Raw genomic sequence first — 12,712 nt, 5'->3', positions numbered from 1 at the left:
GGGTTACGTTGCTCCCGTGACCTACAGCGGGCCCCTTGCCGGGGTGAAAGTACTCGAACTCGGTGGCATCGGCCCGGGTCCGCATGCGGCGATGGTGCTCGCGGACCTCGGCGCCGACGTGGTGCGGGTGCGCAGGCCCGGCGGCTTGCAGATCCCTGCGGAAAACCTCGACCTACTCCATCGCGGCAAGCGGATCGTCGATCTCGACGTGAAAAGCGAGCCCGACAAGCTGCTGGAGCTGGCGGCCAAGGCCGATGTGCTGCTCGACGGATTTCGGCCAGGCACCTGCGAGCGGCTGGGAATCGGGCCCGACGAATGTGCGGCGATCAACCCGCGGCTGATCTACGCGCGCATCACCGGCTGGGGTCAGGACGGGCCGTACGCGAAGATCGCCGGGCATGACATCAACTACCTGTCGCAGACCGGGGCGCTGTCGGCGATCGGGTATCGCGACCGGCCACCGGTCGCGCCGCTGAATCTGGTTGCCGACTTCGGCGGCGGGTCGATGTTCGTGCTGCTCGGCATCGTCGCCGCGCTCTACGAGCGGGAACGGTCCGGAAAAGGCCAGGTGATCGACGCCGCGATGGTCGACGGGGTGTCCATCCTGGCGCAGATGGCGTGGACGATGAAGTCGACCGGCTCGCTCAAAGACGAGCGCGAATCATTCATGCTCGACGGCGGCGCGCCGTTCTACCGCACGTATGAAACCGCTGACGGCAAGTACATGGCGGTCGGGGCGATCGAGCCGCAATTCTTCGCGCAATTGCTCGCCGGTCTCGGCTTGTCGATGGAGGACGTGCCCAACCAACTCGACGCGGCGGCTTTCCCGGCAGTACACAAACTTTTCGCGGACAAGTTTGCGGGCAAGACCCGCGACGAGTGGACCGAAATCTTCGCGGGCACCGATGCGTGCGTCACACCCGTGCTCACCTGGCGTGAAGCGGCGCAGAACGAACACCTCAGAGCACGCTCAACACTGGTGACATCCAATGATGTTGATCAGGCCGCACCCGCTCCGCGGTTCTCCCGCACGCCGTCAGGGCCGGTGCGTCAACCGCCGCAATCGACCACGCCGATCGAAGAAATCGACTGGTAGGGCAAATTAGCTGTGAAATGAGCTGCGGGCGGCCCGCGAGTTAGCTAGACTTTGCCAGCATGGCGGTCCGAGCATCGCGAGAAGTCGTCTTCGAGGCACCGCCCGAAGTGATTCTGGACGCGCTCGCCGACATCGATTCGGTGCCGACGTGGTCGTCGGTCCACAAACACGCCGAGGTGCTCGACCGGCACCCCGACGGCAGACCGCACCGCGTGAAGGCGACGCTGAAGATCATGGGCGTCACGGACAAGGAAGTGCTCGAGTACAACTGGGGTCCGCGCTGGATGGTGTGGGACGCGGTGGACAACTTTCAGCAGCGGGGCCAGCACGGCGAGTACAACCTCACACCCGAGGGTGAAGACAAGACGCGGGTGCGGTTCGACATCATCCTCGACCTTGCCGCGCCCATTCCCGAATTCCTGATCAAGCGGGCCAAGAAGATCGTGCTGGACGTCGCGACCGAGAGTCTGCGCAAGCAGGTCATGGAGAAGTACGCGTCGTAGGTTCACCTTGTGGCCGTCCGAACATCACGCAGGCTCGTGATCGAGGCGCCGCCGGAAGCCATCATGGATGCGCTTGCCGACGTTGAGGCCCTGCTGTCGTACACCCCCGCGTACCGGCGGGTGGAGATTCTCGACAGATATGCCGACGGTCGTCCGCACCACGTTCGTCTAGCGGTCAAGGTGCTCGGTCGAGTCGACGAGGAAATCCTCGAATTTCGTTGGGGCCCAGACTGGTTGGTGTGGGACGCGCAGCAGACCAAGCAGCAGTACGCCCAGCACGTCGAGTACACGCTGCGGCCTGATCACGTCGGTTCGTCCACCACTGTGACGGTCGACGTCACCGTCGAGCCCGATTCACTCATTCCCGATTACTTCATCAAGCGAGCAGGCAAGACGATCATCGACGCGGCGAACGAGGGTCTGCGACAACGAGTGCTGAAGGGCAAGGCTTCCGATCAATCCGAGTAGATCGGAATAGCGGGCAGCTGCATACCGGTTGGTCGCTGTATGCCAACCGGAGTGTTTCTTTTTCCCGACCCGAATGCCGCCAACGTCGTGGACGACGTCGTCTCGCAGGCGCGCCGCGCCTACGACGTCGGGGTCAAACAAGTATGGCTGGCTCAGCAGTTCGACCATGACGCGATCTCGCTGGCGGGGCTGGTCGGCGCTGCGGTGCCCGGCCTCGGGGTTGGCACTTCGGTGGTGCCGATCAACCCACGTCATCCGCTGATCGTGGCGTCGTTGGCGCAAACCGCGCAGGCAGCGGCGCACGGCAACTTCAGCCTGGGTCTGGGCCTGGGCGCACACGAGCCCGAGCGTCTGGCGTTCGGCACCGCGTGGCCGAACCCCGTCGGCCGCTTGCGTGAGCATCTGCAGGTCTTACGGTCCATCTTCGACACCGGATCGGTCAACTTTCACGGCGACGATTTCAATGCAAGCCCGGCCTGGCCCGTCAAGGTAGCCGGCGGCACACCACTTCCGGTGTACGTGGCCGCGATGGGTCCAAAGGCGTTGCGCGTCACCGGCGAACTGGCCGACGGCACCCTGCCGTACCTTGCCGGCCCACGCACCATCGCCGAGTTCATCGAACCCACGATCGCGAAAGCGGCCGCCGACGCGGGACGCCCCAAACCCGCGATCATCGCGGCTGTGCCGGCGCTGGTGTCCGACGACCAGGACGCCGCCCGAGCCCTTGCCGCTGAGCAGTTGAGCTTCTATGAGAGCGTTCCGTCGTACCAGAGGGTGCTCGCTCGCGAGGGCGTGGCCAGCGCTGGTGACCTCGCGGCAGTCGGGTCCGCCGAATCTATCGCCCGTCAACTCCGAAGCTACCTGGACGCAGGTGCGACGGACGTCGTGATCAGCCCGGTGGACCGCGCACAACCCAGCGAGGAACTCTGGCGGTTAGCCGCCGGCCTTTAGCGCCGACAGTCGTCGGATCGCCTCATCGAGCGTCTCGTCGCGCTTACAGAAGGCGAAGCGCACCAAGTGATTCCACGCGTCGGCGTGCGCGGCACCTGGATCGCAGAAGGCGGACATCGGGATCGCCGCGACACCGGCACGTTCCGGCAATTGCGCGCAGAACTCCGTGCTGTCGTGGTACCCGAGCGGTCGCGGATCCGCGCACAGGAAGTACGTGCCGAAACTGTCGTGCACCTCAAAGCCCAGCTCGGCCAACGCCGAGCCGAGCTTGTCGCGCTTGGCCTGCAACGAGTCCCGCAGCGCGGCCACCCACGCCTCCTCGGTGTTGAGCGCATGCGCGACGGCGGGTTGAAACGGCGCACCGCCGACGTAGGACAGGTATTGCTTGGCCGCGCGCACGCCGGCGATGAGATCTGAAGGCCCGCAAGCCCATCCGATCTTCCAGCCGGTGCAGTTGAACATCTTGGCCGCGCTGGAGATCGTCACGGTGCGCCCTGCCATTCCCGGATAGTTGGCCAGCGGGATATGGCGATGGCCGTCGAACACCAGATGCTCGTAGACCTCGTCGGTGATCACGAGCAGGTCGGCATCGACCGCCAGTTCCGCCAGGGCCTTGAGTTCGTCGTCGGTGGCCACCATGCCGGTCGGGTTGTGCGGCGAGTTGACGATCAACGCCTTCGTCTTGGGCGTCACGGCCCTGCGCAGCCCGTCGACATCGATCTTGAAGCCGCGGCCGTTCTGCACCAACGGCACTGCGCGCCGCGCACAGCCTGCCATCGCGATGACGGGAGAGTACGAGTCGTAGAACGGCTCTATCAACAACACCTCGGAGCCGGGTTCGACGAGGCCGAGCACCGCCGAAGCGATCGCCTCGGTGGCGCCGACGGTCACCAGCACCTCGGTGTCGGGGTCGTACTCGGTGCCGAAGTGACGCTTGCGCTGTGCGGCAATGGCCTCGCGCAGCGGCGCGATGCCGAGGCCGGGCGGGTACTGGTTGACGCCCTCGGCGATCGCGTTCTCGGCGACCTTGAGCATCGCGGGCGGGCCGTCCTCGTCGGGGAAGCCCTGACCGAGGTTCACCGCGCCGATGCGAGCAGCCAGCGCGGACATCTCGGCGAAGATCGTGACCGCAAAGGGCTCGAGGCGCCGCACCGTCATGGTGGTCGAGCCTACGGCTTCGCCGAACGTGGGTTACCCGCACGCAAAACCGTCGATTTGTGTGCGGGTAACCCACGTTCGCGCTGCTGAGCGGCCACCCAACCAGCCGGTTGGGTGGGGCTGTTAGGCTTGCCGGGCAGAGGACTACCGCCCATGTGGGCTGGGCTCCCATAACCCCATCTGAACAGGAAGAATCTTCATGTCTGAAGAAGCCTTCATCTATGAGGCCATCCGCACGCCTCGCGGCAAGCAGCGCAATGGCTCGCTGAACGAGGTCAAGCCGCTCAACCTGGTCGTCGGCTTGGTCGACGAGCTCCGCAGGCGCAACCCCGACCTGGACGAGACGCTGATCAGCGACATGATCCTCGGCGTCGTGTCGCCGGTCGGCGATCAGGGCGGCGACATCGCCCGCACCGCGGTGCTGGCCGCCGGCCTGCCCGAGACCACCGGCGGCGTGCAGCTCAACCGCTTCTGCGCCTCAGGCCTCGAGGCCGTCAACACCGCCGCGCAGAAGGTCCGCTCCGGTTGGGACGACCTGGTGCTGGCCGGCGGTGTCGAGTCGATGAGCCGCGTCCCGATGGGCTCCGACGGCGGCGCGTGGGCGACCGACCCCGAGACCAACTACCAGATCGGCTTCGTGCCGCAGGGCATCGGCGCCGACCTGATCGCCACCATCGAGGGCTTCGACCGCGAAGACGTCGACCGCTACGCGCTGCGCAGCCAGGAGAAGGCCGCCGCGGCATGGTCGGGCGGCTACTTCGCCAAGTCGGTCGTGCCGGTGCGCGATCAGAACGGTCTTGTGATCCTCGACCACGACGAGCACATGCGCCCCGACACCACGCTCGAGGGCCTTGGCAAGCTGAAGACCGCGTTCGACGGCATCGGCGAGATGGGCGGCTTCGACGATGTGGCGTTGCAGAAGTACCACTGGGTCGAGAAGATCAACCACGTCCACACCGGCGGCAACAGCTCCGGCATCGTCGACGGCGCCGCGCTGGTGCTCGTCGGCAGCGAAAAAGCAGGCACCTCACAGGGTTTGACCCCGCGGGCGCGCATCGTGGCCACCGCAACCAGTGGCGCCGATCCGGTCATCATGCTGACCGGCCCGACGCCTGCCACCCGCAAGGTGCTCGACCGCGCCGGCCTGACCGTCGACGACATCGACCTGTTCGAGCTGAACGAGGCGTTCGCCTCGGTGGTGCTGAAGTTCCAGAAGGACCTGAACATCCCCGACGAGAAGCTCAACGTCAACGGCGGCGCCATCGCGATGGGTCACCCGCTGGGCGCCACCGGCGCCATGATCACCGGCACGATGGTCGACGAGCTCGAGCGTCGCAACGCGCGTCGCGCGTTGATCACGCTGTGCATCGGCGGCGGCATGGGCGTGGCCACCATCATCGAGCGAGTCTGAGAGGCCTGAGAAAGCATGGCAGAGAACACAATCCAGTGGGACAAGGATGCCGACGGCATCGTCACCCTGACGCTCGACGACCCGACCGGGTCGGCGAACGTGATGAACGAGCACTACGCCGAGTCGATGCACAACGCGGTCGAACGCCTTGTCGCGGAGAAGGATTCGATCACCGGCGTCGTCATCACCAGCGCGAAGAAGACCTTCTTCGCAGGCGGTGACCTCAAGGGCATGATCAAGCTCGGCCCGGAGAACGCCGGCGAGGCGTTCGACATGGTCGAGGCCATCAAGCGTGACCTGCGTGCCCTCGAAACGCTCGGCAAGCCTGTCGTGGCCGCCGTCAACGGCGCCGCGCTCGGCGGCGGCCTCGAGATCGCGCTCGCGTGTCATCACCGCATCGCCGCCGACGTCAAGGGACTTGTCGTCGGTCTGCCCGAGGTGACGCTGGGTCTGCTGCCCGGTGGCGGCGGCGTCACCCGCACGGTGCGGATGTTCGGCATCCAGAATGCGTTCATGAACATCCTGAGCCAGGGCACCCGCTTCAAGCCGGCTCAGGCCAAGGAGACCGGCCTGGTCGACGAACTCGTGGGCTCCGTCGAGGAATTGGTGCCCGCCGCCAAGGCGTGGATCAAGGCCAACCCCGAGGCCCACACCCAGCCGTGGGACCAGAAGGGCTACAAGATGCCCGGCGGCACCCCTTCGTCGCCGGCGCTGGCGGGCATCCTGCCGTCGTTCCCCGCGTTGCTGAAGAAGCAGCTCAAGGGTGCGCCGATGCCGGCGCCGCGAGCGATCCTGGACGCGGCCGTCGAGGGTGCGCAGGTCGACTTCGACACCGCCAGCCGCATCGAGAGCCGGTACTTCACGCAGTTGGTCACCGGCCAGGTCTCGAAGAACATGATCCAGGCGTTCTTCTTCGACCTGCAGCACATCAACGGCGGCGGTAGCAGGCCCGACGGCATCGCCCCGGTGAAGATCAACAAGATCGGCGTGCTCGGCGCGGGCATGATGGGCGCCGGCATCGCCTACGTGTCGGCCAAGGCCGGGTTCGACGTCGTGCTCAAGGACGTCAGTATCGAGGCCGCGCAGAAGGGCAAGGGCTACTCGGAGAAGCTGGAAGCCAAGGCGCTTCAGCGGGGCAAGACCACCGAGGAGAAGTCCAAGGCGCTGCTGGACCGGATCACGCCGACCGCCGACGCCGCGGACTTCGCGGGTGTCGACTTCGTGATCGAGGCGGTGTTCGAGAGCCAGGAACTCAAGCACAAAGTGTTCCAGGAGATCGAGGACATCGTCGAGCCCAACGCGCTGCTCGGCTCGAACACCTCCACGCTGCCGATCACCGGTCTGGCGACCGGCGTGAAGCGCCAGGAGGACTTCATCGGGATCCACTTCTTCTCACCTGTGGACAAGATGCCGCTGGTGGAAATCATCAAGGGCGAGAAGACATCTGACGAGGCACTGGCCCGGGTGTTCGACTACACCCTGGCCATCGGCAAGACCCCGATCGTCGTCAACGACAGCCGCGGCTTCTTCACCAGCCGCGTCATCGGCACGTTCGTCAACGAGGCGCTGGCGATGCTCGGCGAGGGTGTCGAGCCCGCCAGCATCGAGCACGCGGGTTCGCAGGCCGGCTACCCGGCGCCGCCGCTGCAGCTGTCCGACGAGCTGAACCTCGAGCTGATGCACAAGATCGCCGTCGCCAGCCGCAAGGGTGTCGAGGATGCTGGCGGTAAGTACGAGGCGCACCCCGCCGAGGCGGTCGTCGAGAAGATGATCGAGATCGGTCGGCCCAGCCGCTTGAAGGGCGCCGGCTTCTACGAGTACGTCGACGGCAAGCGGACCCAGCTGTGGCCGGGCCTGCGGGAGACGTTCAAGTCGGGAACCGCCGATATTCCGTTGCAGGACATGATCGATCGGATGCTGTTCGCCGAGGCGCTGGAAACCCAGAAGTGCCTCGACGAGGGCGTGCTCATGTCGACCGCCGACGCGAACATCGGCTCGATCATGGGCATCGGCTTCCCGCCCTACACCGGTGGCTCGGCGCAGTTCATCGTCGGCTACCAGGGCCCGGCGGGCACCGGCAAGGACGCCTTCGTCGCGCGCGCCAAGGAGTTGGCGGCCCGCTACGGCGACAGGTTCACCCCGCCGGATTCACTGACCAGCTAGCAGCAGTTCGCAACGGCCCCTGGCACAATGGCGTGCCAGGGGCTTTTGCCTATTCAGCGGGTGGCCGCCGTGGGCCCGACGGGCAGCGGCATCGTGTCGTAGAGCCGTACGCCCCTGTCGTTGAGGCGGGCCAGCGCTTGCGTCGCGCCAAGCGGCAGCGCGGAGATCGCGCGGGCGGTGGCTATCAAAGCCCTTAACCGCCAACGACTTCCGGGCACGATCGTCTTGGCGTTGAACCGCGCCAGCGAACGACTGCCGAGGACCGAGGGCATCATCGTGCGTTCGTATGCCGCGAACGCCGCGGTGTGATCGTCACGCGCATCGGCCAGCGCGGTGGCCAGAACGTAGGCGCCGTACACCGCCAGGCTGGTGCTACCACCGACGGCCGGGCCGGGGCAGTACCCCGCGTCTCCGACCAACGTGACACGACCGCGCGACCAACTTGTCGACTCCAGTTGAGTGATGGCGTCGAAGTAGAACGTGGGCGTGTGGTCCAATTCCGCCAGCCAGACATCGACTTCGGGCGCCATTGCGCTGAACGCGGCGCGCAACTGGTCGCGCTGGCGGGATGTGTCGCGGTGGTCGAAGTCCAGCGGTTGTTCGGGCCGGAAGAGGAAGACTGCGCGCGCGTCGTCGAGGTGATCGGCCGTGTACACCATCGCCACCCGGCGCGGCTCGAAGTACGAGTTCATCAGGCCGTCGCGGGCAAGCGATTTGGGTACCGACACCACCGAGATGTAGCTGCCGAGAAACCGCTCGCCGAAGCTGTCTCCGAAGACGATCTGGCGCACTCCGGAGTGCAACCCGTCGGCCCCGACGACGATGTCGAACCGCCGCGGGGCGCCGTTGCGGAAGGCGACATCGCCGTCGTCGGAGATGGCCGTGATCTGGTCGCCGAACACATACTCGACGTCGTCACGCCCTGCGTCGTAGTAGATCTCGCTGAGGTCGTCGCGCATGATCTCGACGTGGCGGTCGGACATCACCTTCTCGAGCTTGAGGTAGTTGATCCGCGCGGGCCGCGACGACCACGGCCGGTTCACAGCGAGCACCGTGGTTCCGGTGACACGCGCTTCGATTCGCGGTAGCACGCCCATCCGTTCGGAGATCTCCATCGCGGGCCGGAACAGGTCGATCGCATGGCCGCCGGTCTTACGCAGTGCGGGGGCGCGCTCGACCACGGTGACTTCGAAGCCGACCCGGCTCAGCCAGTACGCCAGGACGGGTCCGGCGATGCTGGCGCCGGAAATGAGAACTCGCATGATGTCACCCACTTACTTAACGGTCGGTAAGCTAGCCGGCATGAGCATACCGACCAACCGCTCCGCCGGGTTGGCTACGTGACGAAGCCCCCGTCCGAGACCCGGCTGCGCATCCAGGACATCGCCAGGGAGCTGTTCTCGCAGAAAGGGGTGCAGCGGACGAGCCTTCAGGACATCGCCGATCGATTGGGCATCACGAAACCGGCGCTGTACTACCACTTCAGTTCACGAGAAGATTTGGTGCGCAGCATCATCCAGCCATTGATCGACGAGGGCGAGCGCTTCGTCACCGAACACGAACGGCGGCGCAAGTCAATGCGGGCGACGCCGCGCGAATTGCTCGAGGGCTACTTCGACTTTCATTTCAATCACCGCGCAGATCTGCTGCTGGTCGTGGCGGAGTTGACGACCTTGGCCGACCTGGGTCTGATCGACCGCATGCTGGCGTGGCGGGAGCGGCTGACCAAGTTGGTGTTCGGCAACAGGCCCACGTTGGAGCAATCCACCCGCGCGGTGATCGCATTCGGCGGGCTGCAGGATTGCTGCTTACAGTTCCCCGACACCGCATACGACGACCTTCGACGGGCCACCGTCGACGGTGCCATGGCGGCATTGGGGATCTGAGGGCCTGCTATGCGACCAGCGCCTCGTCGTGCGCCAATGGGTTCGCCGCCGGATTGCTCGCCAGCGCGTCCAAAACGACCGACCACACCTGGGGGCTGAGGACGATGCCCTCGTGGCCCGCCAGGACTCCCGGATACAAATCCTGAATGACGATGTTCGTCACGTTGGGGCCATCGAGTGCCTGCTGGGAGTACGGGGTGACCACCTCGTCATGCGTCGAGGTGATCGTGGTGTACAGGACACCGGGGCGGGTGTCGCCGTTGCCGTAGACCTCTTCCTGAAATTCGTTACCCAATGCCTGCTGTTCCAAGGCCGGGCCCAACGCGTTCGCGAGTCCCATCATCAGCGGCCCGAAGATCGGTAAAGCCTGCAGGCCAACCAAACCCATCACATCGGTACCGTGATTACTCGGGGCGAGGCCGATGAGCTGTGACACCTTGGCTGCGCCGCCCATATTGTTGATGTAGTACGCCGGCAGAATCCCGCCGCCTTGCGAATGCCCGATGAGGATCACCTTGGGCGCGCCGGTTTCGGCGAGGACCCGGTCTATCTCGGCGTCAAGCTCTTTGGCTGACTGCCTGATGTCGTCGGTGGCCTGGATCGGGAAGTTCGGGTCGTTTGTGACGTTGCCGTAGTTGAACGTGTAGACCTTGTAGCCGGCATTAGCGAGGACCGGCGCTCCGACAGTCCAGTTGGCCCCCTGGGTTCCCGTCGTCCCGTTCAGCAGAATGATCGGCAGCGGATGCTCGGGGGTGACGGTGATCGTCGGGTCGTTCGCCCCGGGCGGCGGCTTCTGCGGATTGAAGAAAGCCAAGCCATCGATGATCCCGTAGGTGACTTTGAAAGGCCCTGTGCTGACGGTCCCTGTGGGCGCGCCGATCAGGGTTCGGCTAACGGCCGCAGCGGAATTGGCCACCGCGGTGGCCAGTGCATACGGCGCACCCAAAAAAGTGTGCGGCCCGAATGCCTCGGCGAAGGTGTTGGCCACCGTGTACACCGCCGACGCGGCGACGACCCCGACGTCTGATATCAGCCCGACGACTTCCCGAGGCTGCGGGGGTCTGATCGTGGTGGTCCCAGACGGCGTGCTTGACACCGAGGGCGCGACCGCGGCGATCTTCGCGGTCGCCGGTTGTGGGTCGGGAGCTGATGACGATGGCGCGACTGCGGCGAGTTTGGCGGCCACGGGCTTCGGGTCGTCGGCGACCGGCTTCGCGGGTTTTGCGGTCTTCGTCGACGGGGTGGTCGAGCCAGGTCGGTGAGCACCGTGGCGCGTACGTGGCTTCGGCGGATCGTCCTTGTCCGAAGCCGCGGCTGTTTTCTCCGCAGTGGTGGTGGTGCTCGCGTCCGCTGGCGGTTCGGATGCATCTGGTTTCGAAGCCTTCGGGGCCTGCGAACCCTGCGAGGTCGACGCATCGCCCGAAGGGGACGTTTCATCGGCATGCGCGACACCGCTGTTGAAGCCGACCGCAACCCAGGCTGACAGCACCAATGCGGCAACGGTCAGCCGCAACCACCATAAGAGGGACTTCGTGGACACGCGCAGACCTCCAGAGCCGACTGGGATGCAATGTATCCAGACGACAGGCGCGGTTGTCTCGATTTTGGCAATGCTCGTTGTCGGTTCACCGGCAGGCGGGGGAGATCCGCAGCATCACCACGTCGTGGGGCGCGACCGTTCGGGTGATCTCGCCGGCAGTCGTGGTATCGGCATGCGCCCACAGATCGCGCACCGTATAGCAGGGCGCATCCCGCAGGCCGGCCGCATCGGCATTCGTGGCGACGTCGGTGGGCTGGTCAGTGGCGTTGAACAATGCGAGCGCCACATCCCCGTCGGAGAGCGGCTTCACCAGTACCCGGTTGTCCCGCGGTGCCGCCGTTGCCTGCGCGGCGAGCGGGTCCTGGTCGACTGCGATGACATCGCGGTTGATCAGGATCGCGCGCGTCTGATCGCTCATCGTCCGAATGTCGTTGCCAGCCAGTAGCGGCGCCGCCAACATCGCCCACAACGAAAAGTGGCTGCGCTGTTCGGATTCGGTGAGGCTCGGCTGCGCGTTGGCACGCCACGCAACCTCAGTATCGGACAGCGCAAGCTTCACGCGTAGCTTCTGTAAGCGTTCGGGTGTCAGCTGGTCCTGCGAGACGATGAGCCGGCTGACGTCGAGGTGATTGACGAAGAAGTCGCTCCACGACAGCCCGACGACCATCATGTCGGGGTCATTGAAGTAGCCTGCACGGCTTCGCGACACGACAGGTGAGGACGCCCGGAACTCGTCGGGCACGCCGAGGTAGGTGCCGGTGAGGAAGGCATCAGAGCTGTCCAGCGGCGGCAACGTGTTGCGCCACACCGGAACCAGGTCGGTGGTGTTGCGGGCCATGTCGGCGATGGGTGACCAGTCGTATCCGGTTCCCGCGTGATGATTCTCGGAGCTGTTCGGGTTGATGCTGTAGAAGATGCGACGACCGCTGGCGCGCAACGCATTTCGCATAGCAGTGAAGAGCTTGACCTGATTGGCATGGTCGGCATCGGTGTGGCACCAGTCGTACTTCAGGTAGTCGACGCCCCAGGCTGCGAACGTACGGGCGTCGGTGTCCTCATGACCCGCGCTGGCTACGCGGGGGTCCTGGCCGCATGTCTCGTCGAAGGGGCTGGCATAGAGGCCGAGCAGCATGCCGCGGTCGTGGAGGTAGCGCGCCAACGCGGCGATGCCGTGCGGGAACGTCTTCGGGTCGGCCCGCAATTCGCCGTCGGAGTCGCGCGTCGGTGCCGCCCAGCCTGCGTCGAGGTTCACGTAGCGGTAGCCGGCGTCGCGCATGCCCGAGGACACCATCGCGTCGGCGGTGGCCTTGACGGTGTCTTCGGTCAGCGGGATACCGGAGTTCCACGAGTTCCAGCCCATCGGGGGCGTGAGCCGTTGCGGCGCTCCTGCGTCGGGCGCGGCAGCACACCCCGTCATGCCCGCACCCGCCAGACTCAGCGCGAGCAGGATCGACCACAGTCGCGCGCCCACCGGCCGAGGATCGCCGACCAGGGTGTGCGTGCGCTGACAATGCGCTGCCTGGCCGCTGTGCATGA

General features: G+C 65.7%; 11 protein-coding genes. 7 read left to right on the top strand and 4 right to left on the bottom strand.

The features are described from left to right. Positions 1 to 16 precede the first annotated feature (16 nt). Genes GGC64_RS18980 through GGC64_RS18965 form a run of 4 tightly spaced genes read left to right on the top strand, consistent with a single transcriptional unit; the run spans position 17 to position 3,018 of the window. Complete coding sequence (locus GGC64_RS18980) at positions 17 to 1,096, top strand: CaiB/BaiF CoA-transferase family protein (protein ID WP_192724107.1); 1,080 nt, start codon at positions 17 to 19, stop codon at positions 1,094 to 1,096. A gap of 59 nt (positions 1,097 to 1,155) precedes the next feature. Further along, positions 1,156 to 1,599 carry an SRPBCC family protein gene (locus GGC64_RS18975; RefSeq protein WP_192724106.1) on the top strand — a complete coding sequence of 148 codons (444 nt, stop codon included), beginning with the start codon at positions 1,156 to 1,158 and terminating at the stop codon, positions 1,597 to 1,599. A gap of 9 nt (positions 1,600 to 1,608) precedes the next feature. Next, on the top strand, positions 1,609 to 2,067 hold the full coding sequence (locus GGC64_RS18970) for an SRPBCC family protein (RefSeq protein ID WP_192724105.1): 459 nt from the start codon (positions 1,609 to 1,611) through the stop codon (positions 2,065 to 2,067). A 39-nt stretch (positions 2,068 to 2,106) separates the two neighbouring features. Then, complete coding sequence (locus GGC64_RS18965; protein WP_192724104.1) at positions 2,107 to 3,018, top strand: LLM class F420-dependent oxidoreductase; 912 nt, start codon at positions 2,107 to 2,109, stop codon at positions 3,016 to 3,018. On the opposite strand, the gene GGC64_RS18960 is transcribed toward GGC64_RS18965, so the two are convergent. Beyond that, positions 3,001 to 4,176: a pyridoxal phosphate-dependent aminotransferase gene (locus GGC64_RS18960; protein WP_192724103.1), complete on the bottom strand. Its 1,176-nt coding sequence runs from the start codon at positions 4,174 to 4,176 to the stop codon at positions 3,001 to 3,003. The two genes, GGC64_RS18965 and GGC64_RS18960, sit on opposite strands and share 18 nt — an antisense overlap. A gap of 199 nt (positions 4,177 to 4,375) precedes the next feature. Between GGC64_RS18960 and GGC64_RS18955 the strand changes: the two genes are divergently transcribed. Together GGC64_RS18955 and GGC64_RS18950 are read left to right on the top strand one after the other, a co-directional pair. Then, positions 4,376 to 5,587 carry an acetyl-CoA C-acetyltransferase gene (locus tag GGC64_RS18955; protein WP_192724102.1) on the top strand — a complete coding sequence of 404 codons (1,212 nt, stop codon included), beginning with the start codon at positions 4,376 to 4,378 and terminating at the stop codon, positions 5,585 to 5,587. Positions 5,588 to 5,602: 15 nt separating this feature from the next. Beyond that, entirely contained in the window at positions 5,603 to 7,750 is a 2,148-nt protein-coding gene (locus GGC64_RS18950; RefSeq protein ID WP_192724101.1) for a 3-hydroxyacyl-CoA dehydrogenase NAD-binding domain-containing protein, read from the top strand. Between the two features lie 53 nt (positions 7,751 to 7,803). Here GGC64_RS18950 and GGC64_RS18945 read toward each other — a convergent pair whose 3' ends face one another. Next, positions 7,804 to 9,012 carry an FAD-dependent monooxygenase gene (locus GGC64_RS18945; protein WP_192724100.1) on the bottom strand — a complete coding sequence of 403 codons (1,209 nt, stop codon included), beginning with the start codon at positions 9,010 to 9,012 and terminating at the stop codon, positions 7,804 to 7,806. Positions 9,013 to 9,090: 78 nt separating this feature from the next. On the opposite strand from GGC64_RS18945, the gene GGC64_RS18940 reads away from it, so the two are divergent. Further along, positions 9,091 to 9,636 (top strand): TetR/AcrR family transcriptional regulator, encoded by a 546-nt coding sequence (locus tag GGC64_RS18940; RefSeq protein ID WP_192724099.1) that lies wholly within the window; start codon positions 9,091 to 9,093, stop codon positions 9,634 to 9,636. A gap of 7 nt (positions 9,637 to 9,643) precedes the next feature. Here the strand turns inward: GGC64_RS18940 and GGC64_RS18935 are convergent, their stop codons facing one another. After that, positions 9,644 to 11,176 (bottom strand): alpha/beta fold hydrolase, encoded by a 1,533-nt coding sequence (locus GGC64_RS18935; RefSeq protein WP_370582192.1) that lies wholly within the window; start codon positions 11,174 to 11,176, stop codon positions 9,644 to 9,646. A gap of 85 nt (positions 11,177 to 11,261) precedes the next feature. Then, positions 11,262 to 12,710, bottom strand: a complete 1,449-nt coding sequence (locus GGC64_RS18930) for a glycoside hydrolase family 27 protein (protein ID WP_225952091.1) — start codon at positions 12,708 to 12,710, stop codon at positions 11,262 to 11,264. Positions 12,711 to 12,712 lie beyond the last annotated feature (2 nt).

It is taken from the genome of Mycobacterium sp. OAS707 (genome assembly GCF_014873705.1).
In the GTDB taxonomy this organism is placed as follows: Bacteria; Actinomycetota; Actinomycetes; order Mycobacteriales; family Mycobacteriaceae; genus Mycobacterium.
The sequence above is the reverse complement of the archived record's forward strand: the minus strand, read 5'-3'. Positions and strand labels throughout refer to the sequence as shown.

What these genes read in the sequence shown, in the direction of transcription:
- GGC64_RS18955 (WP_192724102.1), top strand. Translation starts at nt 4,376, where the DNA reads ATGTCTGAAGAAGCCTTCATCTATGAGGCCATCCGCACGCCTCGCGGC.
- GGC64_RS18930 (WP_225952091.1), bottom strand. Translation starts at nt 12,710, where the DNA reads ATGCACAGCGGCCAGGCAGCGCATTGTCAGCGCACGCACACCCTGGTC.
- GGC64_RS18975 (WP_192724106.1), top strand. Translation starts at nt 1,156, where the DNA reads ATGGCGGTCCGAGCATCGCGAGAAGTCGTCTTCGAGGCACCGCCCGAA.
- GGC64_RS18965 (WP_192724104.1), top strand. Translation starts at nt 2,107, where the DNA reads ATGCCAACCGGAGTGTTTCTTTTTCCCGACCCGAATGCCGCCAACGTC.
- GGC64_RS18950 (WP_192724101.1), top strand. Translation starts at nt 5,603, where the DNA reads ATGGCAGAGAACACAATCCAGTGGGACAAGGATGCCGACGGCATCGTC.
- GGC64_RS18945 (WP_192724100.1), bottom strand. Translation starts at nt 9,012, where the DNA reads ATGCGAGTTCTCATTTCCGGCGCCAGCATCGCCGGACCCGTCCTGGCG.
- GGC64_RS18960 (WP_192724103.1), bottom strand. Translation starts at nt 4,176, where the DNA reads ATGACGGTGCGGCGCCTCGAGCCCTTTGCGGTCACGATCTTCGCCGAG.